At 68.0% G+C, this 25,295-nt stretch carries 25 protein-coding genes and 1 tRNA gene; 13 read left to right on the top strand and 13 right to left on the bottom strand.

Annotation, left to right across the window (positions count from 1 at the left end; genetic code table 11):
• Positions 1–99: 99 nt before the first annotated feature.
• Complete coding sequence (locus tag AB4Z09_RS08260; RefSeq protein WP_174913782.1) at positions 100–933, top strand: mycofactocin-coupled SDR family oxidoreductase; 834 nt, start codon at positions 100–102, stop codon at positions 931–933.
• 57 nt (positions 934–990) lie between these two features.
• Here the strand turns inward: AB4Z09_RS08260 and AB4Z09_RS08265 are convergent, their stop codons facing one another.
• Positions 991–1,653, bottom strand: a complete 663-nt coding sequence (locus AB4Z09_RS08265; protein WP_174913779.1) for an alpha/beta hydrolase family protein — start codon at positions 1,651–1,653, stop codon at positions 991–993.
• Positions 1,654–1,677: 24 nt separating this feature from the next.
• Between AB4Z09_RS08265 and AB4Z09_RS08270 the strand changes: the two genes are divergently transcribed.
• The 3 genes from AB4Z09_RS08270 to AB4Z09_RS08280 are packed head-to-tail and all read left to right on the top strand — an operon-like array spanning position 1,678 to position 4,281.
• The gene (locus AB4Z09_RS08270; RefSeq protein WP_442239518.1) at positions 1,678–3,159 is read left to right on the top strand and encodes an SDR family oxidoreductase; all 1,482 of its coding nucleotides are present in this window, start codon (positions 1,678–1,680) and stop codon (positions 3,157–3,159) included.
• 52 nt (positions 3,160–3,211) lie between these two features.
• Positions 3,212–3,823: a DJ-1/PfpI family protein gene (locus AB4Z09_RS08275; protein WP_442239519.1), complete on the top strand. Its 612-nt coding sequence runs from the start codon at positions 3,212–3,214 to the stop codon at positions 3,821–3,823.
• Positions 3,820–4,281, top strand: a complete 462-nt coding sequence (locus AB4Z09_RS08280) for a MarR family winged helix-turn-helix transcriptional regulator (RefSeq protein WP_442239520.1) — start codon at positions 3,820–3,822, stop codon at positions 4,279–4,281. Before AB4Z09_RS08275 ends, AB4Z09_RS08280 begins: the two co-directional genes overlap by 4 nt.
• 24 nt (positions 4,282–4,305) lie before the next feature.
• Here the strand turns inward: AB4Z09_RS08280 and AB4Z09_RS08285 are convergent, their stop codons facing one another.
• From AB4Z09_RS08285 to AB4Z09_RS08310, 6 genes are all read right to left on the bottom strand, one after another.
• Entirely contained in the window at positions 4,306–4,923 is a 618-nt protein-coding gene (locus tag AB4Z09_RS08285) for a lipocalin family protein (RefSeq protein ID WP_442239521.1), read from the bottom strand.
• 81 nt (positions 4,924–5,004) lie between these two features.
• Positions 5,005–5,484: a 2-isopropylmalate synthase gene (locus AB4Z09_RS08290; RefSeq protein ID WP_442239522.1), complete on the bottom strand. Its 480-nt coding sequence runs from the start codon at positions 5,482–5,484 to the stop codon at positions 5,005–5,007.
• Positions 5,485–5,658: 174 nt separating this feature from the next.
• Positions 5,659–6,912, bottom strand: a complete 1,254-nt coding sequence (gene aztD / locus AB4Z09_RS08295; RefSeq protein ID WP_442239523.1) for a zinc metallochaperone AztD — start codon at positions 6,910–6,912, stop codon at positions 5,659–5,661.
• A gap of 139 nt (positions 6,913–7,051) precedes the next feature.
• Complete coding sequence (locus tag AB4Z09_RS08300; RefSeq protein ID WP_442239524.1) at positions 7,052–7,813, bottom strand: alpha/beta hydrolase; 762 nt, start codon at positions 7,811–7,813, stop codon at positions 7,052–7,054.
• Between the two features lie 203 nt (positions 7,814–8,016).
• Positions 8,017–9,504, bottom strand: coding sequence for a flavin-containing monooxygenase (locus AB4Z09_RS08305; protein ID WP_442239525.1), 1,488 nt, complete (start codon positions 9,502–9,504; stop codon positions 8,017–8,019).
• A 102-nt stretch (positions 9,505–9,606) separates the two neighbouring features.
• Positions 9,607–10,614 carry an NAD(P)H-dependent glycerol-3-phosphate dehydrogenase gene (locus AB4Z09_RS08310; protein ID WP_442239526.1) on the bottom strand — a complete coding sequence of 336 codons (1,008 nt, stop codon included), beginning with the start codon at positions 10,612–10,614 and terminating at the stop codon, positions 9,607–9,609.
• Between the two features lie 157 nt (positions 10,615–10,771).
• Between AB4Z09_RS08310 and AB4Z09_RS08315 the strand changes: the two genes are divergently transcribed.
• Positions 10,772–11,917: an alkaline phosphatase family protein gene (locus AB4Z09_RS08315; RefSeq protein WP_442239527.1), complete on the top strand. Its 1,146-nt coding sequence runs from the start codon at positions 10,772–10,774 to the stop codon at positions 11,915–11,917.
• A 90-nt stretch (positions 11,918–12,007) separates the two neighbouring features.
• Entirely contained in the window at positions 12,008–12,982 is a 975-nt protein-coding gene (locus AB4Z09_RS08320; RefSeq protein WP_429517094.1) for an alpha/beta hydrolase fold domain-containing protein, read from the top strand.
• A 1-nt stretch (position 12,983) separates the two neighbouring features.
• Here the strand turns inward: AB4Z09_RS08320 and AB4Z09_RS08325 are convergent, their stop codons facing one another.
• The 3 genes from AB4Z09_RS08325 to AB4Z09_RS08335 all read right to left on the bottom strand — a co-directional run bounded on the left by AB4Z09_RS08325 (position 12,984) and on the right by AB4Z09_RS08335 (position 14,630).
• Positions 12,984–13,430 carry an SRPBCC family protein gene (locus tag AB4Z09_RS08325; RefSeq protein ID WP_429517092.1) on the bottom strand — a complete coding sequence of 149 codons (447 nt, stop codon included), beginning with the start codon at positions 13,428–13,430 and terminating at the stop codon, positions 12,984–12,986.
• 64 nt (positions 13,431–13,494) lie between these two features.
• On the bottom strand, positions 13,495–14,139 hold the full coding sequence (locus AB4Z09_RS08330; RefSeq protein ID WP_429517090.1) for an LON peptidase substrate-binding domain-containing protein: 645 nt from the start codon (positions 14,137–14,139) through the stop codon (positions 13,495–13,497).
• Positions 14,140–14,156: 17 nt separating this feature from the next.
• Positions 14,157–14,630: a DUF309 domain-containing protein gene (locus AB4Z09_RS08335; protein WP_429517088.1), complete on the bottom strand. Its 474-nt coding sequence runs from the start codon at positions 14,628–14,630 to the stop codon at positions 14,157–14,159.
• A 565-nt stretch (positions 14,631–15,195) separates the two neighbouring features.
• On the opposite strand from AB4Z09_RS08335, the gene AB4Z09_RS08340 reads away from it, so the two are divergent.
• Together AB4Z09_RS08340 and AB4Z09_RS08345 are read left to right on the top strand one after the other, a co-directional pair.
• A complete protein-coding gene (locus AB4Z09_RS08340; RefSeq protein WP_429517086.1) occupies positions 15,196–15,618 on the top strand; it encodes a hypothetical protein in 423 nt (140 codons plus the stop codon).
• Positions 15,619–16,437: 819 nt separating this feature from the next.
• Entirely contained in the window at positions 16,438–16,773 is a 336-nt protein-coding gene (locus AB4Z09_RS08345) for a histone-like nucleoid-structuring protein Lsr2 (protein ID WP_429517084.1), read from the top strand.
• Between the two features lie 272 nt (positions 16,774–17,045).
• Here AB4Z09_RS08345 and AB4Z09_RS08350 read toward each other — a convergent pair.
• Positions 17,046–17,119 (bottom strand) — tRNA-Met (locus tag AB4Z09_RS08350).
• A 154-nt stretch (positions 17,120–17,273) separates the two neighbouring features.
• On the opposite strand from AB4Z09_RS08350, the gene AB4Z09_RS08355 reads away from it, so the two are divergent.
• Positions 17,274–18,086 (top strand): mycofactocin-coupled SDR family oxidoreductase, encoded by an 813-nt coding sequence (locus AB4Z09_RS08355; protein WP_174913756.1) that lies wholly within the window; start codon positions 17,274–17,276, stop codon positions 18,084–18,086.
• 24 nt (positions 18,087–18,110) lie between these two features.
• On the opposite strand, the gene hppD is transcribed toward AB4Z09_RS08355, so the two are convergent.
• The gene (hppD, locus tag AB4Z09_RS08360; protein WP_429517082.1) at positions 18,111–19,286 is read right to left on the bottom strand and encodes a 4-hydroxyphenylpyruvate dioxygenase; all 1,176 of its coding nucleotides are present in this window, start codon (positions 19,284–19,286) and stop codon (positions 18,111–18,113) included.
• 648 nt (positions 19,287–19,934) lie between these two features.
• Positions 19,935–21,245, bottom strand: coding sequence for an ISL3 family transposase (locus AB4Z09_RS08365; RefSeq protein WP_442239528.1), 1,311 nt, complete (start codon positions 21,243–21,245; stop codon positions 19,935–19,937).
• A 435-nt stretch (positions 21,246–21,680) separates the two neighbouring features.
• Between AB4Z09_RS08365 and AB4Z09_RS08370 the strand changes: the two genes are divergently transcribed.
• The 4 genes from AB4Z09_RS08370 (at position 21,681) to AB4Z09_RS08385 (ending at position 25,150) form a co-directional block, all read left to right on the top strand.
• Positions 21,681–21,875, top strand: coding sequence for a hypothetical protein (locus tag AB4Z09_RS08370; RefSeq protein WP_114723884.1), 195 nt, complete (start codon positions 21,681–21,683; stop codon positions 21,873–21,875).
• 367 nt (positions 21,876–22,242) lie between these two features.
• Positions 22,243–23,703, top strand: coding sequence for a wax ester/triacylglycerol synthase domain-containing protein (locus AB4Z09_RS08375; RefSeq protein WP_114723883.1), 1,461 nt, complete (start codon positions 22,243–22,245; stop codon positions 23,701–23,703).
• A 97-nt stretch (positions 23,704–23,800) separates the two neighbouring features.
• A complete protein-coding gene (locus AB4Z09_RS08380) occupies positions 23,801–24,652 on the top strand; it encodes a universal stress protein (RefSeq protein ID WP_442239529.1) in 852 nt (283 codons plus the stop codon).
• Positions 24,653–24,667: 15 nt separating this feature from the next.
• Positions 24,668–25,150 carry an Lrp/AsnC family transcriptional regulator gene (locus AB4Z09_RS08385; protein WP_114723881.1) on the top strand — a complete coding sequence of 161 codons (483 nt, stop codon included), beginning with the start codon at positions 24,668–24,670 and terminating at the stop codon, positions 25,148–25,150.
• Positions 25,151–25,295 lie beyond the last annotated feature (145 nt).

Below are 25,295 nucleotides of genomic sequence, written 5' to 3' on the forward strand. Positions count from 1 at the left end.
GCTCTGGAAAGGGCCCGTTGCCCGCTCCGTGGAAGAGACTCTGGACCGGACGGGCGTCCTATCGGTAATGATCTGGGGCAGTAGAGACTTGGAGGAGATATGGGGCAACTCGAAGGGCGGACCGCATTCGTGACCGGCGCCGCGCGGGGCCAGGGCCGCGCGCACGCTCTCGCGCTCGCCGCGGAGGGCGCGGACGTTTTCGGCATCGACATCTGCGCCGACGTCGCGACGGTGCCGTACCCGCTGGCCGCCGTCGCGGACCTCGACGAGACGCGGCGGCTGGTGGAGCAGCACGGCGTGCGCTGCCGAACCGCAGTCGTGGACGTGCGCGAGCGCGCGGCGGTGGACGCGGCCGTCGCGACCGCGATCGCGGAGTTCGGCAAGATCGACATCTGCGTCGCGAACGCCGGTGTGTGCGCGTTCGCGAAGACGTGGGACCTGACGGACGACATGTGGGACGCCGTCGTCGACACCAACCTCACCGGCGTGTTCAAGACGCTGCGTGCGGTGGCCCCGCACATGATCGAACGGGGTTACGGACGCATCGTCGCGACGTCGTCGATGGGCGGGCGCGCCGGCATCCCGAACCTCGCCCACTACGTGTCCGCGAAGTGGGGCGTGATCGGCCTCGTGAAGACGCTCGCGCTCGAACTCGCCCGATACGGGATCACCGTCAACGCCGTCTGTCCGGGCTCGGTCGACACCCCGATGGTTCACAACGAGGCCTTCTACGGGCTGTTCGCCCCGGATGTCGAGAATCCGACGCGGGAGACCGTCGAGTCCCGGTACGCCGGTATCACCCCGATGCGCGTGCCGTGGGTGGCGCCGGAGGACATCGCGCACGCGGTGCTGTACCTGGTCTCGGAACAGGCGCGGTACGTCACCGGCACGTCGCTCGACGTCAGTGCGGGCAGCTCGGCGCTGATGCCCTGACCTCCCGCTCGTCGGGGATCGGGTACCGATAGACGATGTGGGACAACGGCTCCGGCGTCAGCGCACGGCGGGCAGCGCGAACAGTTCGGTGGCGGCGGTGACGGTCCGTGCCACCACGTCGGCGCGGTCGGGGTCGAGCCCGTGCCGGCCGCCCTCGATCAACAGCAGGGGGTGCTCGGCGGGGATCAGTTCCAGGGCGGCGCGCACCTCGTCGGGGGTGCCGAACGGGTCCCGGTCGCCGTGCACGAACAGCGACGGCGTGCGCAGTTGCGGCAGGTGTTCGGTGCGCTGCTTCTCCGGTTTGCCCGGTGAGTGCAGCGGATACGACAGCAGCACAAGCCCGTCCGCGACCTCGGGGCGTTCCGCGGCCAGCATCGTGGACTGGCGGCCGCCGTACGAGTGTCCGGCCAGGATCATCGGGCCGTCGGCGAGTGCGCGGATCGCGTCGGCGGCCGCGACGATGCCGTCGCGGTCGGCGGCCGCGCGCGCCCGGTTGGGCGGGCCCGACGGCTGCCGCTGCCGGAACGGGAGGTTGTAGCGCAGCACCAGCAGGCCGCGCTCCGCGAATCCGGCCGCCATGGCCTGCAACAGTTTTGCCTCGCAGTCGCCGCCGGCACCGTGGGCGAGGACCAGCTTGCCGACCGCGTCGCCTGCGGGGCGGTGCAGGTAGCCGTACACCCCGTCGGTGTCGAGGAGGACCGGTTCGTCGAGCGCGCTCATGAACATCGAGGTTACCGTGGAACGGTGCAGCGACCACGGGTGCTGGTCACCGGGGCCACCGGGTACATCGGTGGCCGTCTCGCCCCGCGCCTGCTCGCGGCCGGGTACGACGTGCGGGTGCTGGTGCGGTCCCCGGAGAAACTGCGGGACGTGCCGTGGGCGAAGCAGGTCGAGATCGTCCGCGGCGATCTGGGCGATCCGGACTCGCTGACGGCGGCCACCGCCGACATGGACGTCGTGTACTTCCTCGTCCACTCGATGGGGACGTCGACGGAGTTCGTGGAGACCGAACGGATCGGGGCGTCCAACCTGGCGGCCGCGGCGAAGGCGAGCGGCGTCCGCCGCATCGTCTACCTCGGGGGACTGCACCCCGAGGGCACCGAACTCTCGCCGCACATGCGCTCGCGCGCGCAGGTCGGCCGCATCCTCGTGGACTCCGGGATCCCGACCATGGTGCTGCAGGCCGGGGTCGTCATCGGGTCCGGATCGGCATCGTTCGAGATGATCCGGCACCTGACGAATCGGCTGCCGGTGATGACCACGCCCCGGTGGGTGAACAACCGGATCCAGCCGATCGCGGTGCGCGACGTCCTCTACTACCTGGTGGCGGCGGCCGAGGCCCCGCTGCCGGGCAGCCGCACCTTCGACATCGGTGGCCCCGACGTCCTGACGTATGGCGACATGATGAAGGTGTACGCCGACGTGGCGGGGCTGCGGCGTCGCCGCGTCCTGGTGCTGCCGGTGCTCACCCCGCGGCTGGCGGGACTGTGGATCGGGCTGGTGACGCCCATCCCGAGTTCGCTGGGGCGGGCGCTCATCGAGTCGCTGCACAACGACGCGGTCGCCGCGAACCGCGACATCGACGACGTGATTCCGCCGCCGAAGGAGGGGCTGACGCCGTACCGGCAGGCCGTCCGGCTGGCGCTGCGCCGTATACGGAGCGGCGAGGTGGAGACCAACTGGGCCAGCGCGTCGCCGGTGGGTGCGCCGTCGGATCCGCTTCCGTCCGACCCGAACTGGGCGGGGGAGGCGGTGTACACCGACGAGCGCGGCGCCGGCTGCGACGCGGACGCCGACACGTTGTGGCGGGTGCTCGAGAGCATCGGCGGCGAGAACGGCTGGTACTCGTTCCCGCTCGCGTGGGTGGTCCGCGGCTGGCTGGACCGGCTCGTCGGCGGGGTCGGGCTCACCCGCGGGCGGCGCGACGCCCGCCGCCTGAACACCGGTGACCCCCTGGACTTCTGGCGCGTCGAGCAGATCGACCGCGGCTCGCTGCTGCGGTTGCGCGCGGAGATGCGGACGCCGGGCGGTGCCTGGCTGGAATGGCGGGTGCACCCGGACGGCCCGCACCGCTCCCGGCTCGAGCAGCGCGCCATCTTCTTCCCGAAAGGTCTTGCGGGACGGCTCTACTGGTACTCGATCCTGCCGTTCCACGGGATCATCTTCAAGGGCATGCTCACCAACATCACCGGCGCCGCGGCGCGGGAGTACGCCGCGACCGGTTGAGTGCGGCCCGGTGGGTATTGACAGAATGCTGTCAAAGTGACAGCCTCCTGTCATGACTGAAACAGTGCATGTCGCCGTGTACGACACCTTCGTCGATTGGGAGATCGGTCTGGCGATCGATCACATCAACAAGCCGATGTGGCACCGGGAGCCGGGCCTATTCACCGTGGCCACGGTCGGCGCCACCGCGAGCCCGATCGTGACGATGGGCGGAATGCGCGTCGTCCCGGACACCACGCTGGACGTGGTCAGGCCGCAGGACAGCGCGATGCTCATCCTGGCGGGCAACGACATCTGGAACACCGAACAGTTCTCGCCGTTCGCGGCGAAGGCTCGCGATTTCCTCGCCGCGGGGGTGCCGGTGGCCGCGATCTGCGGTGCGACGGGTGGGCTGGCGATGGCCGGACTGCTCGACGACCGCGCGCACACGAGCAACGCGGCCGAGTTCCTGAACTCGGTCGGGTATGCGGGCGGGCACCTGTACCGCGACGAGCCGGCCGTCACCGATCGCGACCTCATCACGGGCGCGGCCAACGCGCCGGTCCACTTCGCCCGCGAGATCCTCGAACGGCTCGACGTGTTCGCGCCGGGTGTGCTGGCGTCCTGGTTCAAGCTCTACGGGGACCGCGATCCCGCGGGCTTCTACGAACTGATGGCGGAATGAGTGCACGGGACGACCAGGATCTGCTGAGCGGTCTCGCGCTCGGCTCGTTCCGGCTCAACGGCCAGTTCCTCGAGGTGGCGGAGGGGCTGGCCCGCCCGGTGGGTCTCACCGCCGCGTGGTGGCAGGTGCTCGGCGCCGTCCTGACGCAGCCGCTGTCGGTCGCCGACATCGCCCGCGAGATGGGCATCACCCGGCAGAGCGTGCAGCGCATCGCCGATCTGCTGGTCACCCGGGGTCTGGCCGAGTACCAGCCGAACCCCGCGCACCGCCGTGCCAAGCTCGTCACGCCCACGCCGGAGGGGCGTCGGGCGGTGTCGGGGATCGGCCCCGCTCACGCCGCCTTCGCCGCCCGACTGGCGCGGGCCATGGGACGGGACGAGCTGGCCGACGCGCTCGCCTCGATCCGTCGGCTGTCGGCCGTGCTCGATCAACTGGCCGACGAGGACGAGGCCGGTTAGGGGGCAGTCACCGATCGTTGAGCATCACACGGTGCACAGCGGGGCGATGCCGGAGCGTCCGCCGGTGGTGGGTGAGGTGAGCAGCAGGCACGAGTTGTAGCCGCGGGACTCGACGACGTTGCGGATCTGCTGCCAGCCCTCTGCGCTCACGGCGGGGGTGCGGGAGAGCACGAACCCGGAGACGCGCATCGGGTCGCCGACCAGGGCCCACGAGTAGTCGTCGGCGATGTAGGTGACGACGTAGTTGGTGGGGCCGTCGGCCGAGTTCTGGAACGGCACCGACGGGAAGCTCACGTGCAGTTGAGCGTTGGTGGCCGGGTCGTTGACGCGGGCGTTGCCCACGATGCCGTTGGTCCCGCCGGTCCATGTGGTGCACGTGTTGTTCACGCTGACGTTGGACGCGTCGATCACGCCGTAGGTGGCGCGGGTGTCGCGCGCACAGTCCAGGTTGAACGGCTGCGGCACGGCCGCGAGCTGGTACCAGGTGCCGGCGTAGCGGGCGACGTCCAACGACGGGATCGGGGCGAGCGGCTGCCACAGGTCGGCCGATCCGGTGGGCTGGGCCGCGGCGGGCGCACTGACGAGCAGTGCCGCGGCGGCAGCGGCGAACAATCCGGCGGTGACTTTCCTGGTGGCGCGCATGGCGGTCCTTTCCGAGGGGGAGGCGGTCACCCGGTATTCGGAGCCGCCTCCCACCCCGGATCGGTCCGGATGATCACTTTCTCAGCGGTGCAGCAGGTTGGCGCCGGCGATGATCGCTTCCCGCGCCGACGAGTTGCAGTCGTCGGCGATGGACATCGCCCAGCGGCGCTCGCCCTCGTGCTCGCACAGGAGGAACGTCGCGGTGCCCGCCGACGTGCGCTGCTGGTGGAACGAGAGGATCTCGAGCTGGAAACCGGCGTCGTAGAGCATCGACGTCAGCGCCGCGATGGGGCCGGTGGCCGTCGCGGACGCCGACGAGATGGTGTCGCCGAGCCCGAGGGTGGYGGTGAAGGTGTGCCGACCGGCGCCGAGGTGCTCCGACGTCCAGCTGCCCAGGCGGACGGGGCCGCCGGTGGGGCCGAAGCGCTCGGTGAACTCGGCCCAGGTCAGACCCTGTGCCTGGGCGCGCATGTCGCGCGGCAGCGGGAGGCCGAAGCGGAGCGAGAACGGATCGTCGGAGAACGAAGCGGTGGTGGTGGCGAAAGCCTGGGAGGTGCGCATTTTCGGGGGTCTTCCTGAAGTGAAGGAAGGACCGACAAGTAGATAGCTCAACGACCCGCAGCGAGGGGTCGGTCCGAATCAGACCCCGCTACGGCGGTGAACTACTACCTGAATGCGCTGCATGACCGAGGATTCTAAGCGCGACTCGCGGATACACGCAACCCTCCGGCCAAGTCAGCCGCGCACGCCGGTGATCTCGTCCGGGGTGTGCGGCAGCTCGGCACTGGTCGTGACCTGGCCGTTCTCGATGTCGACGGCGTGGATCCGCTTGGTGGCAGGGTCGGTGACGTACGCGGTGAAGCCCTGCACGAACAGCGCGGGCCGCGGCGACTGCCACTCCTCGGGCTCGGTCCACGGGTCGATCACCGGCACGGTCCGGATCGTCGCGCCGGTCGCCGGGTCGAGCACGTGCAGCGCGCCGTCCGTGCCGAGGATCAGGGCCTCACCGAACATTCCGCGGCCCAGCGACCGGAACGTGTAGCTGGTGCCGATATCCACGAGCCGCAGCTCACCGGTGACGGTGTCGGTGAGCGACACCCGCTGCGGACGCTCCAGCTTCGCGTCGGGATCGCTCTTGTAGTCGCCGAGCACCACGGTCGATTCCTCGGACCCGGCCTGGTTGCCGATCCGCCCGTACGGATCGGGGCTGGTCACCTTGGTGATCGCGCCGTCCCGGTAGATCAGCAGGCCGTCCTGGCAGCCGAACACCACGGCCTCGTTCGCGGCGACGGCCTCGCCGTGCAGGCCGGGGCACCGCTCGTTGCGGGTCACCTCGCCCCGGCCGGCGTCCAGCACGACGATGCCGGTGCGGGTCTTCTCGTCGCCGACCGTGGTGATCAGGCCGCCGTCGGCGAGTTCGACGGCGACGCCGTGATGCGCGTGCGGGGTGGTGAACGTCGAGACCTGCGGCATGCCGTCGGCCAGCCCGGTGGGGTCGAACGACACGACGCGGCCGGTGCCGTCGTCGAACAGCACGGTGCGGCCCGCGTGCCGGACAACGTGGCCGGGCTTGTCGGCGTCGAACGTGATGTCGGTGAGCGCCGGGGCCGCGGTGTAGTGGTGCGCGTGGTCGCCGTGCGCCTCCGACCACGTGCCGGTGTCGAGGACCCGGAAGCTGCCCTCGGTGGAGACGATCACGTGCCGGTCGTCGCCGGCCGGGCTGATGCGGTTGAACCCGTCGAGATCGGATTCGCCTACCACCGAGAGGGTTTCGGCGTCGACGACGAGGATGCCGCCGTCGTAGGTCAGTGCCAGCCGCGGTGTCGCGGACCGGGCCTGCGTCGGCTCGGTCGACCCGGCCGACGACGACGTCGACGTCTCGGTGGTGGCGCCGTCGGCGGTGGACGTGCAGCCGGCGAGCAGGGCCGCGCACGTGGCGACCGAGGCGGCGAGCGTGAGGCGTCGGGGTGTGGGTTCGATGCGAATCATGCCGCAAGGTCTATAGGGTAATGAAAATCATTGTCAAAGTCGAAGATCTGCATTCGTGCATGTGGGGACGTCCGCGGGTCCGGGGCGCGGTGCCGGTATCGGCGTCCGGCGCGGGGCCGGACGCCGATACCGCCTCGCGTCAGTCCGAAGGCGTGTCGGCGGTCCGGCCCAGATGGCGGGCGAAGAACCGGGCCGAACTGTCACGCTCGTGCTCGGGCACCTGGAAGTACCGGCCCGGGTGGGCGTGCAGCGTCTTCTCCTTCGAGGCGAAGGCGTCGAACAGCGCGAGCCCGGACACGCGGTCGATCTCCTCGTCGTCCCACGGAATCCGGTACTCGACCGGGACGGTGATCCGTCGTGCGGCCTCGATCAGGGCGTCGTTCACGAAGACCCCGCCGAGGCTCAGGGCCGCGATCCGGGGTTCGACCGGCGTCAACATCAGCCCGGTCGCGACACCCAATGTCATGCCGCCGTAGCCGATCGGCGCGTCGGCGCCGATCTCGGGCAGCGCCTGCAGGGCGTCCAGGGTCGCCTGCCATTCCGGCACCGCACGCTCCGCCAGCGACATGTTGTAGTCGATGACGATCGGGGCGATGGGCTCGCCCGCCGCCCGCGCCTGATGGATCGCCTCGGCCCATCGTTGATCCTGCAGGTTCCGCGGCCGGTCACCGTGGCCGGGGGCGTCGATGGCGGCGACGGTGAACCCGCAGGTGGTGACGCTGTGGAGTGCGCTGGCGACCAGCCCCGGCGCCTTCTTGTGCATGCCGCCGGAATGCCCCGACAGCAGCAGCGGTGCGCCGACGGTTCCGGATGCGGGCGACCAGAGCACGCCGGTGATCCCGTCCAGAATGAAATTGCGTTCGATGACACCGTTCGACGATGTCTCGGAGATGAAATGCATGGTGTGGCCTTTCGGGATTGCCTTGTTCAGGCGCTCCCGGCGACACCTACGTCAATCGCCCGACCGTGGACACGAGTGGGAGCACCCACATGGATGTTGCGTACATGGGTCTCACCTCCTGGCGTGAAGTCACGGTCGGGCGCACGCTATCAACCGGAACCGAATCCCGTCCAGCCAATTTCCGGCCGATCGTCGACTGCCCGTCACGCGACCGATTCCGGAGCGGCTCGGAGAAGCTCGTAGTCCGCGGGATCGACGACGCGGGTGCGGCGCCGGTAGCTCCACGACGACCCGGGCCACAGCGCGTGGTTGGACCCGCGCGCGTCCAGGTACCAACTGGCGCAGCCGCCCGTGCTCCACACGCCGCGCGAGAGCCGCTCCCGCAGGGCCGCGTCGAACGCGTCCTGGACCTCGGTGCGCACGTCCAGCCCGCGCGCACCGTGCCGCTCGACCAGGTGCATCGCCTCGAGTGCGTGCGCGATCTGCGCCTCGATCATGACGATCACCGAGTTGTGGCCCAAGCCGGTGTTGGGACCGGAGAGGAAGAACGCGTTGGGCATGCCGGCGATGGTGACACCCAGGTGGGTGCGGACCCCGCCCCGCTGCCAGCGTTCGAGCAGGCTGACGCCGCCGCGGCCCACGAGCTGCATCCGGTTCAGGGCGCCGGCGACGCGGAATCCGGTGGCGTACACGATGACGTCCACCGGGTGGTGGGTTCCGTCCGCGGTCACGACTCCGTCCGGGCGGATCTCGGTGATGGCGTCGGTGACGAGCGTGGTGTTCGGCCGGGTCAGCGTGGGGTAGAAGTCGTTGGAGCGCAGGATCCGCTTGCAGCCGATGCGGTAGTCCGGTGTCAGCGCCGCACGCAGGACGGGGTCGGGGACCTGCCGCCGCAGGTGTCGCCGGGCCCGCGCCTGCGTGATCCCCAGCAGTCGGGGCTGCCGGCCGAGGCCGACCGCGAGCGTCTCCGCGCCCCAATATGCTGCGGTTCGAAAAAGCTTGCGCACCAAAGTGCTCCGGCGACTCCCGGCCACCGCCGCACGGTGGCGTCGGCGCGGCAGCACCCATGCCGGCGTGCGCTGGAACACGTGCAGCTCCGCGGCGGCGCGGGCGAGCTGCGGCGCCACCTGCACCGCGCTGGCCCCGGTCCCGACGAGCGCCACCCGCTTGCCGGTGAGGTCGACGGCGTCGTTCCACGCCGCCGAGTGCATGCTGACACCGGTGAACGTCTCGGCGCCGGGGATGCGGGGCAGGCGGGGCACGTTCAGCGCGCCCGACGCGATCACGAGGTACTGCGCCACGTACTCGCGCCCGGTGCTGTCGAAAACGTTCCAGCGGCAGTCGTTCTCGTCCCATCGTGCGCCGGCGACGGTGGTCCCGAACTCGATGCGGTCCGCGAGGCTGTGCCGGTCGGTGAGCTGGGACAGGTAGTCCAGGATCTCGGGCTGCGCCGCGTGGGACGACGTCCAGTCCGGCTTGGGTGCAAAGGAATACGAGTACAGCACCGACGGGATGTCGCACTCGCAGCCCGGGTAGGTGTTCTGTCGCCACGTGCCGCCCACGGCGTCGGCCTGCTCGAGGATCAGGAAGTCGCGCTCGCCGCGTCGCGTGAGCTCGAGCGCCATCCCGAGTCCGGCGAATCCCGCGCCCACGATCAGCACCCGGGTACGGCGAACCTGCTCCTGCGACACGCTGCATTCCGATCCGTGAGGTTTTGCGCAGCGCCTCCCCTCACCGCCTGACGTCAGCAGTGTGCAACTTGAACGTCGTTCAAGACAAATCGGTCGGCCGGGTCAGGCCACCTCGTCCTCGCCGCCGGGGGCGACTTTCCGCAGGCCACGGTAGGCCTCCTCGGGCGTCCGACGGCCGGCGACGACGGCCTCGACCTCCGCGGCGATCGGCATCTCGACGTTGTAGTCGCGGGCCAGTTCCATCACCGTCGGCGCGGTCTTGACGCCCTCGGCCACCTGCCCGAGTTTCTCGACGGCCTGTTCCACCGTGAGCCCGCGCGCGATGGCCTCGCCCACGCGCCGGTTGCGCGACGCCGGGCTCATGCACGTCGCGATCAGGTCACCCACCCCGGTCAGGCCCGCGAACGTGCGCGGGTTCGCGCCCATCGCCTCGCCCATGCGGGTCATCTCCGCGAGTCCCCGCGCGAGCACCATTGCGCGGGTGTTGTCGCCGACGCCCAGACCGTCGGCCATGCCCGACGCGATCGCGACGATGTTCTTGAGGACCCCGCCGAGCTCGCAGCCCAACACGTCGGTGTTGCGGTACACGCGGAAGACCTTGGAGGCGAACAGCGGTTGCAGCGCCGTCGCGACGTCCTCGTCCTGCGTCGCGACGACGGACGCGGCGGCGAGGCCGTCGGCGATCTCCTTCGCGATGTTCGGTCCGGCGAGCAATCCGACGGGATGTCCGGGCAGGCATTCGGAGATCACCTCGGTGGGCCGCTGCCGGGTGCCCGGCTCGAGGCCCTTCGCGAGCGAGAGCACCGGCACCCACGCGCGGACCTCGTTCGAGATCTGGCCCAGCGTGCTGCGGATCGCGTGCGATGGCACCCCCACCACCAGGACGTCGGCCTCGTTCGCCGCCTCGACGATGTCGGACGTCGCCCGCAGGCTCTCGGGCAACTCGTGCTCGCCGAGGTAGCGAGAATTGCGGTGCTCGATGTTGATCTCGTCGGCCGTCTCGGGGTTGCGCGACCACAGCAGGGTGGGGGTGTTGTGCGCGGCGAGTTTGGCCACGGTGGTGCCCCACGAGCCCGACCCGAGCACCACGACGCGTACCGGGCGGGCCATCAGCGATCACCTCGTGAACGGACATGTGCGGCGGTCATGAACTCAGGTTGGCACTGTGGGCCGCTTCTCGGTGCCGATTCCCCGAACTCGGCGGGGGTGCGCGCCTACAGTCGGGTGCAACCCCAGCACACCGAGCGACGATTGCGAGTGACCACCAGTGTCGGACGACCTTCCGCTCCGGGACGTGTACGCCGAGCCCACGCTCGCCGACGTGCTGCCGTCGGTGCTGGCGTCGTTGGGGGTGCCCGGCGAGATCGACGCCCTGGGGCTGCCGCGCACCGACCGGACGGTGGTGCTGCTGGTCGACGGACTGGGGTGGAACCTGCTGCGCCACAACGTCGATGCCGCGCCCTTCCTGGACGAGGCGGCGGGCCGGCCGATCCGGGCGGGCTTTCCCACCACCACCGCGACCAGTCTCGCGTCGTTCGGCACCGGTCTGCCGACGGGTCGGCACGGCGTCACCGGGTACGTCTCCGACGTCGCGGAGGCCGGCGGCCCGTTCAACTGGCTGCGCTGGCAGCGCGTCGGCGACCACCGCGACGTGCTCGGGCAGGTGGTGCCGGAGCGGATCCAGCCGTCCCACACCGCCTTCGAGCGGGCGGCGGCCGACGGCATCGTCACCACCACGGTGCTGCCCCGCGAGTTCGCCGGGACGGGGCTGACGCGGGCGGTGCTGCGCGGCGCCCGCTTCGTCGGCACCGTCGCGTACGGGGACCTGCTGCATTCGACGGTGCACGCCGCGAAGGCGGGGGAGCGGACGCTCGTCTACTGCTATCTGAGCCAGATGGACACCCTCGGCCACGTGTACGGCCCCGGCAGCGACGGCTGGGTGGCGCAGCTGACCATCGTCGACCGGTTCGTCGAGGACCTCGTCGCGCATCTCGGATCCGACGTGAACCTGCTGGTGACCGCCGATCACGGCATGGTGCCCGTGGCCGCCGCCGACCGGATCGACTTCGACGGCGATGCCGCGCTGTCCGACGGGGTCGCGGCGCTCACCGGCGAGGCCCGCTGCCGCTACGTCCGCACCGAGCCGGGGCACACCGAGGCGGTGCTGCGGCGGTGGCGGGCGGAGCTGGGGGAGCGGGCGTGGGTGGGGACCCGCGACGACGTCGTGGCCGCGGGACTGCTCGGCCCGGACCCGTCGGAGGCCGCGCGGCGCCGGATCGGTGACGTGGTGGCCATCGCCCGCGGCGGGTCGGCGATCGTGCGCAGCGAGGCCGAACCCCGGATGTCGATGCTGGCGGGGCAGCACGGGGCGCTCACCGACGACGAACTGCTGGTGCCGCTGCTGCAGATCTGACCGTCGGAGCGGCTGCGCGCGGCGTCGTTGGTCTCTAGGGTGGCGGACGGGGTGGACGGAGCCACCCGTGCGGAGACGACTGGGGGCGGCATGCGAACGCGTGAAACGACGATCATCCGGCACTGGAAGGTGAGCCTGCGGGCGTGGTTGGTGTTCTGGTTCGCCCGGATCTTCGTCAAACCGCTGTTCGCGGCGTGGCCCACCACCGATCGCGGCATCGCGGCCCTCGGGCATCTCGAGAAGGTGGTGGATCGGCTGCCGCGGCCGCGGGGCGTGCACATCGAGCCGATGACCCTCGGGGGCGTGCCGAGCGAGCTGATCAGGCATCACCGCCAGGCCTCCGACTCGCTGGCCGGCGCGACCATCTTGTACCTCCACGGCGGCGGATTCGTGTTCTGCGGCTTGGCCACTCACCGCAGCCTGTGTGCGGTCCTGGCCGCGCGGGCGGGCATCCCGGTGATCTCGGTGGAGTACCGGCAGCTGCCGTACGGCGGCATCGGCACCTCGATCCACGACGCGATGGCCGCGTACACCGAGCTGCTCGGCACGTGCGCCGATCCGACGAAGATCATCGTCGCGGGGGACTCGGCGGGCGGCTACCTCGCGATGAAGGTGGCCGAGCTGGCGGCGACCCGCGGCATGATCACCCCGGCCGCGGTGATCGGCTACTCGCCGCTGCTCAATCTCGCGCTGGAGAAGCACGATCCGGACTACATGCGCCGCGACGCCTACCTGCCGATGAGCCAGGTGGAGGCGCTCAAGGACAAGTGGGTGGGCGGGCCGGATCCGATCGTCGGCGCCGACTCACCGATCGAGGCCGACCCGCACCTGTACCCGCCGACGTTCTTCAGCGTCGGGCAGTACGAACTGATGCGCCCCGACGTCGAGGCGATGACCGGGATGCTCGAGGACGCCGGGCAGGCCGTGGAGACCCACGTGTGGAGCGGCCAGATCCACGCCTACCCGGTGATGGGCACGGTCCTGAAGGAGAGCACCATGACGATCGCCTTCAGCCTCGACTTCGCCCGGCGCGCACTGGGATACCGCGGTCGGCACTCGGCCTGAGCTACAGCCTCCGCGCCTCGATCTGCCTGCGCAGGTTCGCCTCGGTCTGCTTGATCGCGGTGACGACGAACGGCTCGATCAGCTTGCCGAGCGCCCTGCCGGCCAGCCCGCCGGGCAGCTCGTAGCCGAAGTCCACGGACAGCTCGGTGTGGTCGTCGGCGACGGGCGTGAACATCCAGCTGGACCGGTTCCCGAACCCGGAGACCGAGCTGAGGGTGATCAGCCGGTCCTGCTCCCATTCGGTGACCTCGACCGTCGACTTCAGTGCCTTGGGGCCGAGCTGCATCGTCGCGTCGTAGGTGGCGCCCAGGCCCTGGTCGAGCGCGCCGATCGGGTCGAACCGGGTGATGCCGAACATCCAGTCGGGCACGTTGCGGTAGTCGTCGATGTGCGCGAAGGCCAGCTCGACGGGAACGACGGCCACCGCCTTGTGGCGAACGTGAATCATGAGTTCTCCCCTCCCCTGAACAACCTGGAGAGTGGACGCTAGTACACGTCGAACGTGACCCCCGTCACTGGCGTCCCGAGAGTCGGAATTCGGCGATCTCGCGCGCGTTGTCGATCGCCTCGGACACCGCGCGGTAGCGGTCGTCCGCGGACTCCGCCGTCAGCACCTGGAGTTGGTCCGCGGCGCCCATCGGCACCCACGCCGCGAGCGCATACAGGTGATCGCCGGGCTGTTCGAGGATGTCGAACAGCCGCGGCGGCGCCGGCTGGGGGTCGTCCTCGCGGCCACGGATGCGGGTGAGCAGGACGTACAGCTCGGTGAGCCGGTCGGTGAGCTGCTCGAGCCGGGTGTCGTCCACCCGGCCGCCCGGTCCCACCGGCCACGACTCCACCTCGGCCCGCGGGTACGGGTCGTCGTCGAGCCAGTGCCGGATGCGGATGCGCTCCTCGCCCACGCAGTTCAGCGCGTAGCGGCCGTCGCCGATGTCGACGTGCGAGACGATGCGCACCGACGTGCCCACCTCGTGCCGGACGTCGCCGCCACCCACCTCGTGGCCACGCGCGATGAGGACGGTGCCGAACCGTGGCCCCTCGGTGGCGGCCAGGCAGTCGCGCACCAGCGCCTGGTAGCGCGGCTCGAACACGTGCAGCGGCAACCGTTCCCCGGGCAGCAGCGTCGAGCCGAGGGGAAACATGGGCAGAACGGTCATTCGACCAGAATGGCCCATCACGGCATTCGGAGCCTCGGAACCGGGACCGTGTCGGGCGGGGTGTCCCGGTCCAGTTCGATGATCAGATGGTCGGCCCACGCGACCAGCCCGGTGATGTCGAGGGCGTGCGGCGGATTCTCCTCGAACGGGACGATCCGGTGCCGGCCCTGCCTCAGCAGCGACACCGCGCCGGCCGGGTTGCCGCGCATCTGGTGGGTGACGGCGACGGCCAGCTGCGCCAGCCCCTGCCACAGCCCGCGTTCCTCGTGCGGCGCCTTCTTCCACGCCGCTTCCAGCACCTCGTGCGCGTGGAACGGCAGGTCGTGGTCGAGCAGGCGCTGCGCCTCGGTGATCGCCTCGCCGGGATCCAGATCCAGATCGTCGGGCATCGTCGGAAACCCCTCCTCGCCCCACTCGAGCGGCCGGCCCAACCGGTCCCGGGGGCGGGCGTTGCGGGGCTTGCCGAGGGTGTCCCGATCGCGATCGGCCATACAAGCAATCTAGCGCCGACGGGGGTGTCGGCGGGAGGGTGCGTTGCGCGTCGACCCGGGCGGTCGCCGCGCGCAACCTCGTCTCCCGCGCGCGACTGGTGAGCGCACGGCGGCGGAACCATCGTCGATGACGTCGCAGCGACGCGAGCCGTATGACGTTTTTGCGAAGACTGCAAAGGGCGCTGGCGTCGCCGCTCCCGGACCTGGCGCACGTCGGACTGGGAGGGATCCACTTGCTGTCGTGTGCCTTAGCGTGCGGACTATATCCTGCACTTATTCCTCGATCTAAAACAAACGTTCAGAAGCAAGCTGCCGACGCGGACTAAATTGTACCGCAGTTCAAAATTAACGCCGCCCGCGAGTTTTGTTAACGTAACTGGGACCCCGCAATAATCTTCGGCGGCTGTTGTTTGAAAAGTTACCGAATAGTAGATATGCGGAATCGTTAACGGACTTGATTGATCCGTAATAGCGTTCCGCATGTCGCTGGGGACATCCGACGGCCCGACCCCGTGACGGCGATCTTCCTAGTGGGCCGCCATATGGAATCCAGAGGTGAATCTGTATGAACGTTCGGAACAAGGCAGCACTTGCCGGCGTCCTCGCCGGCGCCGCCGCGATGACCGCGCTCGGTGCGGGCGTTGCACAGGCCGGGACCCCGCAGCGTCCGACCGCGGACTACCAGATGTGCGGAAACGTGACCAGTGGCGGGGCTGGCGTCGGTGGCGTCTCCGTCACCGGCAACCTGAGCACCGGCGGCACCTACACGGCCACCACGGCTTCTGACGGCGGGTACTGCCTTCAGGGCAACGCGGCAATGAAGAGTGCTGTCCTCGGCGGTGCCAAGGTCGTCCTCTCCGGGACCAACGGGACCTCCGCGGTCAACTTCGGAACCTGGGGGACGTCGGGTATCGGCACTGGCGACTTCTTTACCCACGTGGATTCCGTGTACTTCAATTCTGCCTACGGGTTCAACGGCACTCTCTGATCCATCTGCACGCTGTTCATCGCCCCTCGGCATCCCTTTGCCGGGGGGCGATGAATGGTGGCTCATGCAGTGACACACACCTCTGGAAAGGAAATACATGTCTTACGATCTCCTCGCAGCCCTGCGCACATTCGTGATGGGGTTCGCGCCGATCCTCAGTGGCTCGCTGACCGGACTGAACACCATGTCCGGAAACAGCTACTCCTAGCAGCTCGAAACCCAACGGAGGAACGATGCTCTCGATTCAGAACGCAACCAGCTCGCTCGGCCAGACCGTCGAGCAGATGCTCCCGATCCTGTTCCTGCTCCTGGTGCAGGGGCCCGTGACGCTGTCCCTGGGCGCACCCGCCTAACTCGGATAGAAACCAGCAGAAAGGAAACATCGACGTGGATTTCCGGCAGCTCTTGACAGATCTACTCCGGGTGGGGATGGGCTCGTGGATGGGTGGTGATTACACCGGTTCCGCATGGCTCGGCACCGACTTCCTCAAGGCACTCTCATAAAGGAGACATCATGCTCGGAAAGTTCTTCGACGGATCCCTCGACCTCATCGTTGGCCTGGGCAACATCACGTTGATCGGCCTCTACACAGCCTCGGCGCAAGGTGGTGGCTGGCAAAGCCTCGGCTGACGGGCCTCATCGGTTACCGCAAGTGCGTAGGGCCCCTGCCGACGAGGCAGGGGCCCTACGCGTGTTCGGGCTCGATCGCGGGCTCGATGCTGGCGAGGACCTCCAAAGGAAGAACCGCGGAAACCCACGGGAAGCAGGGACGGACACGGAGGCTGTACCAGCCCAACCACATTCACAACGAGGGGGTTGTGGTGTACAAGGTGGTCGTGGAGATCTTCGACGATCTCGACGGGAAGAAGATCGAATCCGGCGGAGAAACGATCGAGTTCTCCGTGGGCGGGGTCGAATATTCGATCGATCTCAGGGACGAGAACTCAGCGGCGTTGCGCCGCCTGCTGGGCGGCTACATCCGGCACGCCCGCCGCATGGGCGGCCGCAAGCGGCGGACCGCAACAAACCCGTTGTCGGACAACGGCCTGCGCGACGTACGGCGGTGGGCACACGAACACGGCTACCGCGTCCACGACAGATCCCGCATTCCACACGCAATACTCGAGGACTACGCCGCCACGCACCGTTCCTAGTGCATGAGGCGACGCGCGCAGTGGAAGCGGAGCGCCGGAACCTGGCAGCGGGAAGGCGGCCCGCAACCGCTACTTGTGGACAGGCCGTTTCCCGCGTGGCGAGTGCCCGGCGCGGTTCGAGCGCGTCAGGTGTCGCGACGCGGCGATCGTGTCGACGAGCGGACTGCCAAGGCGGGACGGTCTGACGCACCTATCTTGCGCACTGCCGGGGGTCTGCCGGCACCATGCAAAAAGACCCGGTATCGCTGGTGCGATACCGGGTCTTTCATTTGTAGCGGGGACAGGATTTGAACCTGCGACCTCTGGGTTATGAGCCCAGCGAGCTACCGAGCTGCTCCACCCCGCGTCGGTAATTTCAGCTTACACGAGTTTCGGAGCCCGAATGACCACCGAGCGCTGGAGGCGCTGTGTTCCCGGTCACTGGAATGCTGGGCCGCTGGTCCGGATAGCCGTCCTAATCTGCGAAGACACTGGACGACGAGGGATCCGGAGGGATTCGCATGGCACTGCTCGAGAACAAGGTCGCCTTCATCACCGGCGCGGCACGCGGACAGGGGCGCAACCACGCGGTGCGCTTCGCCCAGGAGGGTGCGGACATCATCGCGCTCGACATCTGCGCACCGATCTCTGACGACGTCGGCTACCCGGCGGCGACGCCCGAGGATCTCGAGGAGACTGCCCGCCTGGTGCGCGCCGAGGGCCGCGAGATCGTCACGTCCATCGGCGACGTGCGCGACCAGGCCGCGCTGCAGGCCGCCGTCGACGCCGGTGTGGAGCGCTTCGGCCGTCTCGACATCGTGGTCGCGAACGCCGGCATCTCGACGTGGAACCGCTTCTGGGAGATGCCCGAGGAGCAGTGGACCACGATGATCGACATCAACCTCAACGGTGTGTGGCGAACGCTCAAGGCGGCCGTGCCCGCGATGATCGACGGCGGCCGCGGCGGCTCGATCATCGTGGTCAGCTCGGCGGCCGGCATCAAGGCCAGCCCGGGCACGTCGAACTACACCTCCGCCAAGCACGGCCTGGTGGGTCTGACGAAGACCGCGGCGATCGAGTTGGGCGAGTTCGGCATTCGCGTCAACTCGATCCACCCCGGCGCGGTGGACACCCCGATGGGCCAGGACGCCAACGTCGGCAAGATCCTCTCCCAGTTCCCGCGCTACCTGGACAACTACAAGTGGCCGCTCGCCGGCCTCAACAAGTGCACCGTCGACGACGTCTCCGAGGTCGTGCTGTACCTGGCGAGCGACCGGTCGCGCACCGTCACCGGTTCGCAGATGTCCCTGGACCTGGGCATCACGTCCATCTGATTCGACCGCACAGGGGCGGCGCGATCAGAGGTTGCCGCGCCGCTCCTGCTCGCGTTCGATCGCGAGGAACAGGGCCTGGAAGTTGCCCTTGCCGAACCCGAGTGAGCCGTGCCGCTCGATGAGTTCGAAGAACACCGTCGGCCGGTCGCCGATCGGCTTGGTGAAGATCTGCAGCAGGTAGCCGTCCTCGTCGCGGTCGACGAGGATGCCGCGGCGCTCGAGCTCCTCGATCGGGACACGCACCTCGCCGATCCGGGCGCGCAGTTGCGGGTCCTTGTAGTACGACGCGGGTGTCGGCAGGAACTCGACGCCCGCCTCCGTCAGGTGGTCCACCGCGCCGAGGATGTCGGACGTCGCCAGTGCTAGATGTTGCGATCCGGGGCCGCGATAGAACTCGAGGAACTCGTCGATCTGAGACCGCTTGCGCCCCACAGCAGGTTCGTTGAGCGGGATCTTGATGCGGTGGTTGCCGTTCGCGACCACCTTGCTCATCAGCGCCGAGTACTCGGTGGCGATGTCGTCGCCCACGAACTCGGCGAGGTCGGTGAATCCCATGACGCGGTGGTAGAAGGCCACCCACTCGTTCATCTTGCCCAGCTCGACGTTGCCGACCACGTGGTCGAGCGCCTGGATCACCTGCCGGCCGGTGCCGTGGGACTGCCTGCGTGAGACATAGCCGGGCAGATAGGGCCCGGTGTAGCGGGAGCGGTCGACGAGCGTGTGCCGGGTGTCGCCGTAGGCGGCGATGCTCGCGGTGCGGACGGTGCCGTGCTCGTCGGTGACGTCGTGCGGTTCGACGAGGATCCGGGCACCCTGGCTGCGCGCGTGCGCGATGCAGCGGTCGACGTCGGTGACCTCGAGTGCGACGTCGTAGACGCCGTCACCGTGCCGGCGGTGATGGTCGAGCAGTGGGCTGGACGGGTCGACGCCGCCGGTGAGCACGAATCTGACGGCGCCGCTGCGTAGTACGTATGCGCGGTGGTCGCGGTTGCCGGTCTCGGGACCCGAGTACGCCTCGAGGTCCATCCCGAACACCGTGCGGTAGTACGCGGCGGCCTGCGTCGCGTTGCCCACCGCCCAGACGATCGCGTCCCAGCCGACCACCGGGAACGGATCGGTGGACGGATCGTGTTCGACAAGCCCGAGCAGCTGGCGCAGCGCCGCGTCGTCGAGGCGGCCGAGTGACTGGTCGACGGTCATGAGCGAACCTCCCGTGGACGACGTGTCTTGATCACACCTTCGCCGCATCCGCCTCGGCAACATCGACTGATTTCTCTGTTCAGATTGAACGATCTGCATCGCTTGAGCGCCACATGGGTGGTCAATGTGTACAGAAGTGAGCTGGACATCCGCTCGGAGGTTGCCCGGTCGGCATTGTGTTGGCACTCGTCTCAGATACTGCCCACGGACCTTCAAAATTGCACTGCAGTACATTTTGATTATTTGATCGTCGGCATTCATTGGACTCCAGTGCAATCAATCTCCGAGCGCCGATCGACGGGGATGCTGTGGACACGGGCTTCGCTCCGTGCACCTCTCTGACCAGGTCTGATGGTGTCGCCTTGGGGTTGCTGGAGGATCTTCCGCAAAAAGCCTCCCAAAGGGGACGGGCATGGGTTAGTTTCCTTTCGATCACGGCTACAAAGGGACCCGAGAGGGGCGATCAGGGCCTCAGATGTGTGTGCTTCCTGAGTGTCTGTGTGCTGCTCGATATCGCTTCTGCGTGGAAGGCGGGTGCGATGCCGTGCAGGTTTCCGAGGAATGCTTCCAACGCCGATCGAGAGGGTGGGATTTCGTATGAGCGTAGTCTTTTTCGACGCGACTAAGGCTTTGATGGCTCTTCCCGTTTCAGAGTGCGTTGATCCGTTCCTGAAGCTGGCCGGAGTGGATCAGTGACCGCACGATGTAGTGGTCGAGATTCCGGAAGCCGAGAGCGATGCCACGCAGGTGTTCGAGGCGTCCGTTGATCGCTTCGACTGGGCCGTTCGAGATGCGGGTGTCGAAGTAGGCGAGGATCTCGTGCCGCCGCTTCCATAGACTGCGACCGAGCTGCGCGAGTTCCTCCAATCCTTTCGGCAGACCGGTACGAATCCGTTTGAGGCACTTGAACATCGTGAGCTTTCCGGCCCGGCGGTCCGGGTTCCCGTAGGCGGCGATGAGATCCTGATAGCACCATGCGGTGGCCTCGATGGCGGCGTGCGCGTCTGCAGCGAGGGCCGCGTCGAGTTTCGCGGTCTGCTTGTCGGTGAGCAGATCTGTGCGGGTGAGCAGGATCCTCCGGATCCCGTAGAGCGGGTCACCTGACCTGCCTCGATGCCCGAGCGTGTCCTGTTGGATGCGTTGCCGGCAGACGGTGAGTTTCTCCGCGGCCAGGTGCACCACATGGAACGGGTCCATCACCGTGCGCGCCGTCGGCAGCGCCTGCGCGGCCGCGGTGTGGTAACCGGCGAACCCGTCCATCGACACGACCTGCACCCGACGACGGAAGTTCGCGTCCCTCTTCTCGAACCAGCTGGTCAGCGCGGCCGCCGTGCGGCCGGACACCATGTCCAACAGGCGGGCCGGACCGGTCCCGTCGATCACCGGGGTCAGGTCGACGATAACGGTGACGAAGTCCGGGTCCCCTTGTCCGCGGCGATGTTTCCACTTGTGTTCGTCCACCCCGAGGTAGCGGACGCCGTCGAGGTGGCCGGGATGGTCGAACACGAGTTCCCGGGCCAGCGACACCGCCAACGCGTTGACGGTGTTCCAGCCCAGACTCAGGGCGCGGGCGATGGCCGCAACGGACATCTTGTCGATCGCCAACCGCTGCAGGATCCAGTGGGAACAGCGGCGGGTGGTGGTGGCTTTCGGGGCGGCGACCCGGTCGATGCGTTGCCGGAAGATCGTCACCTCGCAGCCGTCGTCGGTGCAGGTGAAGCGGGGCAGACGCACCCGCAGACGAGTCGGATGCCCGACGACCGGCAGATCGGTCAGGACCCGTTCGACGTGGTCGCGGAGCCGGCCGGGCTGCCCGCACGACGGGCACGCCGAATCGTGTTCGACGGGCCGGCATTCGATCCAGGTGAGGTCCTCGGCGATCGCGGCGCCGGTGATCGTGACCCCGAGCTCGACGGTTCGGCAGATGGTGTCGGCGACGAGGCCGGTAGTGTCGGTCATGAGTCCTGTGGTTGCTGGATGAGTGGCGTAGGAACCTTCATCCTCACACCGCAGGACTCGTCTACATCTTGGGCCTCACTGCGTCAGCTGCGAACCGACTTCATGCACTCCCAATCGGGAAGAGCCGCTTTGATGTTGAATCTGCTGGGCGGGGCCTGGGCGGGCTCATTTATGCCCGGTGTCAACCTCGTGTCCGATGCGCTGGTCTCGTCAATCGAACTCAGCTGATGATTGCGGCGTGAGCCGCATCAAGAGAGTTAAGGGAGAATAATGGGTAGTCTCGGATCCGTCGCCACCGCCTTGGATGGCGAARCTGGTGCCTTTCTCAGGCCGTTGATCGGAATGCTGATCTTCCTGCCGTTCGGCTTCTCGGTCGACTTCAACTGGATGCCTCCGTTCGAGTGACAACTGAAACGCAAGAAAGGGTAAGTGAAAATGGATAGCGGAAGCCTGTTGGACCTCGTCACGAGTGTTGATCCGGCATCGATGGTGGCGCCGATCAACTCCCTCAAGGGTCTTGTCGACGGTGTGGCCGCGATCGTGGCGGGCCTCCTCAATATGGGGAACGCCGGATCGGTCGCGATATTCGGAAGCGTCGATACAGTCATCGGCTCTGTCGCCGGCCTGTAAACGGGAGGAGAAACATGTTCGAGTCGTCGCTCACCTACAGCTCTGATCTCGTGGGAGTCGGATCTGTCAGTCTCGTGAATTCGATCACGCAGTATCTGCTCGCCTTGTTCACCTGACCAATGCCTACTTCCGGAAAGGGCTGACAATGATTCCTGACTACCTCAACAAAATGATCTTCTGGATGGCCAACAACTTCACCCTCATGGGGATCGGCAGCAACGCGATCAAGAACAAGTAGCGCGGCAGTCGGTCGGTTCCGCTCGTCCGCGCACGGCTCGAACGGAGTCGCGAGGCCCTGAAGCGTGCTTCAGGGCTTTTGCGCGTTGCGCATCCTGTAAGCAGAAGAACCCAAAAGAGTAAGGTGCGTATGAGATTTGCCGACTGGCTCGCGGCGGGAACTTGGCCCATTCCGACCCGGGATGCCGAGTTCATCTACGGGGAGACCGACGGGCACCTGGGGCACTTCGTTGTCGTGTATGTCTTCGACACCACGCAGTATCCGGATGCGGAGCTAACCCAGGAACGCGCAGTCGAGTGGGTTCGTGCACGGCTCGGCCACCACCACATGTTCACCCATCGCATCCGCCGTGTGCCGCTGGGTCTGGAACATCCGCACTGGATCCCTGTTCCCGACTTCGATCTGAGTGCCCACGTGCGGGCCACTACAGTCAGCGAACCCGGATGGGCGCCCCTCGAGGCGCCGTTCGCCGAGTTGCTGACCTCACGTATGGACCTCACCCGACCACCGTGGGAATTGCACTTCTTCACCGGTGTCTCCGGGATCGTCGATCAGCCAGGTCGCCTCACCGCGGTAGCGCTCAAGGCCCACCACAGCATCGGAGACGGGCTGGGGGTGTTGCAGTTGGTGGAAAAGGTCTTCTCGGACGAGACGTGCACTCCTGCCCCTGCCCACCCAGCGCGGTGCCTCGGTGCCCGGCTGCTCGCCAAGTCGGTGTTGGGTTTTCCGCGTCAGCTGATCCGGTTCGCGAAGGATGTTCCGGGCAACCGTGCCGCCGATCGGGCCCTGAACGAGGCCGAGATGTCCGGTGCCTGGTTGGCGAACGCCGAACAGCCGGGCATCCGTTTCAACGGCAAGGTGAGTGGATCCGGCGCCATGGTGCCGATCACTTTGCCCACGACATCGCTCCGCCGTATCAGAGAAGCCGTTCCCGGCGCGACCGTGAACGACGCCCTGCTAGCTGTCGTGGGGGATGCTCTCGCGCGTTACCTCGCCGAGAAGGGCGAGCCCCACCCGGGCTCGCTCGTCGCGATCGTGCCACGATCGGTGCGGCAGGTGGAGGCTTGGGAATCGGCGAACCAGTTGGCAATCATGAACGTCGACATGCATACCGATGTCGAGCATCCGCTCGAACGGGTGGCGCGCATCGCCGAATCGTCGAAGTCCGAGAAGGCCCGCACCTCCCACATTGCGGTTCGCAGGGCCGCTGCGGCGATGGAGACGGTGCCTCCGCCCATGATGCGACTGTTCATATACACGCGCAGGGAAGCCGCCAATCTTGACCCCGGCCACCCCCGCCACCAGCACACCATGATCAGCAACGTGGCATTCGGGGTCGACAGCCTCACCCTGAACGGTGCGCCGGCCGCGGCGGTGTTCGGCGGGCAGCCGCCGGTGGACGGGGACGGTCTGCGTCATTTCCTGGCGGCCGCTGCTGGTGGAGACCTGACACTGACCGTGATGGCCGACCGCGGGATGATGCCCGACACCGACAGATACGTCGCCCTGATCCGCGCGAGTCTCACAGAGTTCGAGGAAGCCGCAGTCAACCGGACGAATCAGGATCCGTCGGACGAAATCGCCTCCTGAACCTCTCCGGCACCGCCGTCCCAAGCTCACGCCCCCGGACGGGTTTCGCCGTTAGTCTGATACCGAATGTGCAGCACCGAGGCGATCGGAGTGGACGATGTCACCAGCGAACGAGACCAGGCCGGTGATCGTCGGCGTCGACGGATCCGACGCCGCGATCCATGCCGTCAAGTGGGCGGTCGTCGAGGCGCACGCCCGCAAGGTGCCGCTGAAACTGGTGCACGTCATCGACACCGAGAACGACTTCCCGTTCGTCGCCGACGACCTCGAGGAAGAAGAGGCGTTCGGGCGCGAATCCCTCAAGGCCGCCCGCGAGGCCGCCACCGTCGAGGACTACACCGTCGACGTCGAGGTGGAACTGCTGCGCGGCCGGGTCAATCGCGCGTTCGTCGATCTGTCCGAGAACGCGAGCCTGCTGGTCGTCGGTTCGGTCGGTGCCGGCTTCTTCGAGCGGATGGTGCTGGGCTCCACGGCCCTGTCGCTGGCGCACCACGCCAAGTGCACGGTCGCGATCATCCGCGGCGCCGACGGCAGCCCCGTGCCGCCCACGTCCGGCCCGATCATTGCGGGTGTGGACCATTCGGATAGTGCCGACATCGTGGTTGGCACCGCGATGCAGGAGGCGTCGATCCGGCACGCCGACTTGATCGCGATTCACGCCCGGCGCCGGCGGGGCAGCCAGGAGGCCGACGAGGAGGCCCGCGGCCGCATCGACCGGCTGATCGCGACTTGGGGCGCGAAGTTYCCGTCGGTGTCCGCCGAAACGGTGATCGCGAAGGCCGGCCCCACGAAGCACCTCGTCTCGCTCAGTGCGTCGGCGCGCGCCATGGTCGTCGGCAGCCGCGGCCTCGGTGGGTTCGAGAGCGCCGTCCTCGGCTCGACCAGCCAGTCACTGCTCTACCACGCGCAGTGCCCGGTGATCGTCGCCCGCTCCCGAGTCACGCCCTGAGAGTCCGGACCAGTCGTGGATCGGGGTGGGCACCGACTCGATGCTCTCGACGTCGACCTGATCACGCGGCTGCGGGACGAGCCGCGGATCGGGGTGCTGGAACTCTCCCGTAGGGCGGGGGTCGCGCGAGCAACCGTCCAGGCCCGGCTGCGCCGACTCGAGGAGTCCGGGATCGTCACCGGCTACGGGCCCGAGATCGACTTGCGCACAGCCGGATACCCGGTGCAGGCGTTCGTGACACTGGAGATCGCGCAGGGCTCGCTGGGGCAGCTGACGAAGGAACTCGAGGAGTTCCCCGAGGTGGTCGAGGCGTGGGCCACCACCGGCGTCGGCGACGTCCTGTGCCGCGTTGCGGCCGCGTCGCACGACGACCTGCAGACGCTGCTCATCGAACTGCATCATTCGGCGACCGTCGCGCGGTCGGTGTCGGTGGTGGTGCTCTCGCAGGTGGTGCCGTTCCGGGCGCTGCCGCTGCTCGCGAAGTCGGTCGAGCACTAGGGCATGTCTGACAAATGCCGTGTCCAGGCGATGATGGCGTTCAAGACCACTGCGGATCGGTAGACGATGGCAAGTTTGTCGTAGCGAGTGGCCAGGCCGCGCCACTGTTTCACATGGCAAAACTGGCGTTCGACCACATTGCGGC

It is taken from the genome of Rhodococcus sp. TAF43 (assembly GCF_052113525.1).
Classification (GTDB): Bacteria; Actinomycetota; Actinomycetes; order Mycobacteriales; family Mycobacteriaceae; genus Prescottella.

Coding starts and splice junctions, on each gene's coding strand:
- AB4Z09_RS08260 (WP_174913782.1), top strand. CDS start 100: ATGGGGCAACTCGAAGGGCGGACCGCATTCGTGACCGGCGCCGCGCGG.
- AB4Z09_RS08265 (WP_174913779.1), bottom strand. CDS start 1,653: ATGAGCGCGCTCGACGAACCGGTCCTCCTCGACACCGACGGGGTGTAC.
- AB4Z09_RS08275 (WP_442239519.1), top strand. CDS start 3,212: ATGACTGAAACAGTGCATGTCGCCGTGTACGACACCTTCGTCGATTGG.
- AB4Z09_RS08280 (WP_442239520.1), top strand. CDS start 3,820: ATGAGTGCACGGGACGACCAGGATCTGCTGAGCGGTCTCGCGCTCGGC.
- AB4Z09_RS08285 (WP_442239521.1), bottom strand. CDS start 4,923: ATGCGCGCCACCAGGAAAGTCACCGCCGGATTGTTCGCCGCTGCCGCC.
- aztD (WP_442239523.1), bottom strand. CDS start 6,912: ATGATTCGCATCGAACCCACACCCCGACGCCTCACGCTCGCCGCCTCG.
- AB4Z09_RS08300 (WP_442239524.1), bottom strand. CDS start 7,813: ATGCATTTCATCTCCGAGACATCGTCGAACGGTGTCATCGAACGCAAT.
- AB4Z09_RS08310 (WP_442239526.1), bottom strand. CDS start 10,614: ATGGCCCGCCCGGTACGCGTCGTGGTGCTCGGGTCGGGCTCGTGGGGC.
- AB4Z09_RS08320 (WP_429517094.1), top strand. CDS start 12,008: ATGCGAACGCGTGAAACGACGATCATCCGGCACTGGAAGGTGAGCCTG.
- AB4Z09_RS08325 (WP_429517092.1), bottom strand. CDS start 13,430: ATGATTCACGTTCGCCACAAGGCGGTGGCCGTCGTTCCCGTCGAGCTG.
- AB4Z09_RS08330 (WP_429517090.1), bottom strand. CDS start 14,139: ATGACCGTTCTGCCCATGTTTCCCCTCGGCTCGACGCTGCTGCCCGGG.
- AB4Z09_RS08335 (WP_429517088.1), bottom strand. CDS start 14,630: ATGGCCGATCGCGATCGGGACACCCTCGGCAAGCCCCGCAACGCCCGC.
- AB4Z09_RS08340 (WP_429517086.1), top strand. CDS start 15,196: ATGAACGTTCGGAACAAGGCAGCACTTGCCGGCGTCCTCGCCGGCGCC.
- AB4Z09_RS08355 (WP_174913756.1), top strand. CDS start 17,274: ATGGCACTGCTCGAGAACAAGGTCGCCTTCATCACCGGCGCGGCACGC.
- hppD (WP_429517082.1), bottom strand. CDS start 19,286: ATGACCGTCGACCAGTCACTCGGCCGCCTCGACGACGCGGCGCTGCGC.
- AB4Z09_RS08365 (WP_442239528.1), bottom strand. CDS start 21,245: ATGACCGACACTACCGGCCTCGTCGCCGACACCATCTGCCGAACCGTC.
- AB4Z09_RS08370 (WP_114723884.1), top strand. CDS start 21,681: ATGGATAGCGGAAGCCTGTTGGACCTCGTCACGAGTGTTGATCCGGCA.
- AB4Z09_RS08375 (WP_114723883.1), top strand. CDS start 22,243: ATGAGATTTGCCGACTGGCTCGCGGCGGGAACTTGGCCCATTCCGACC.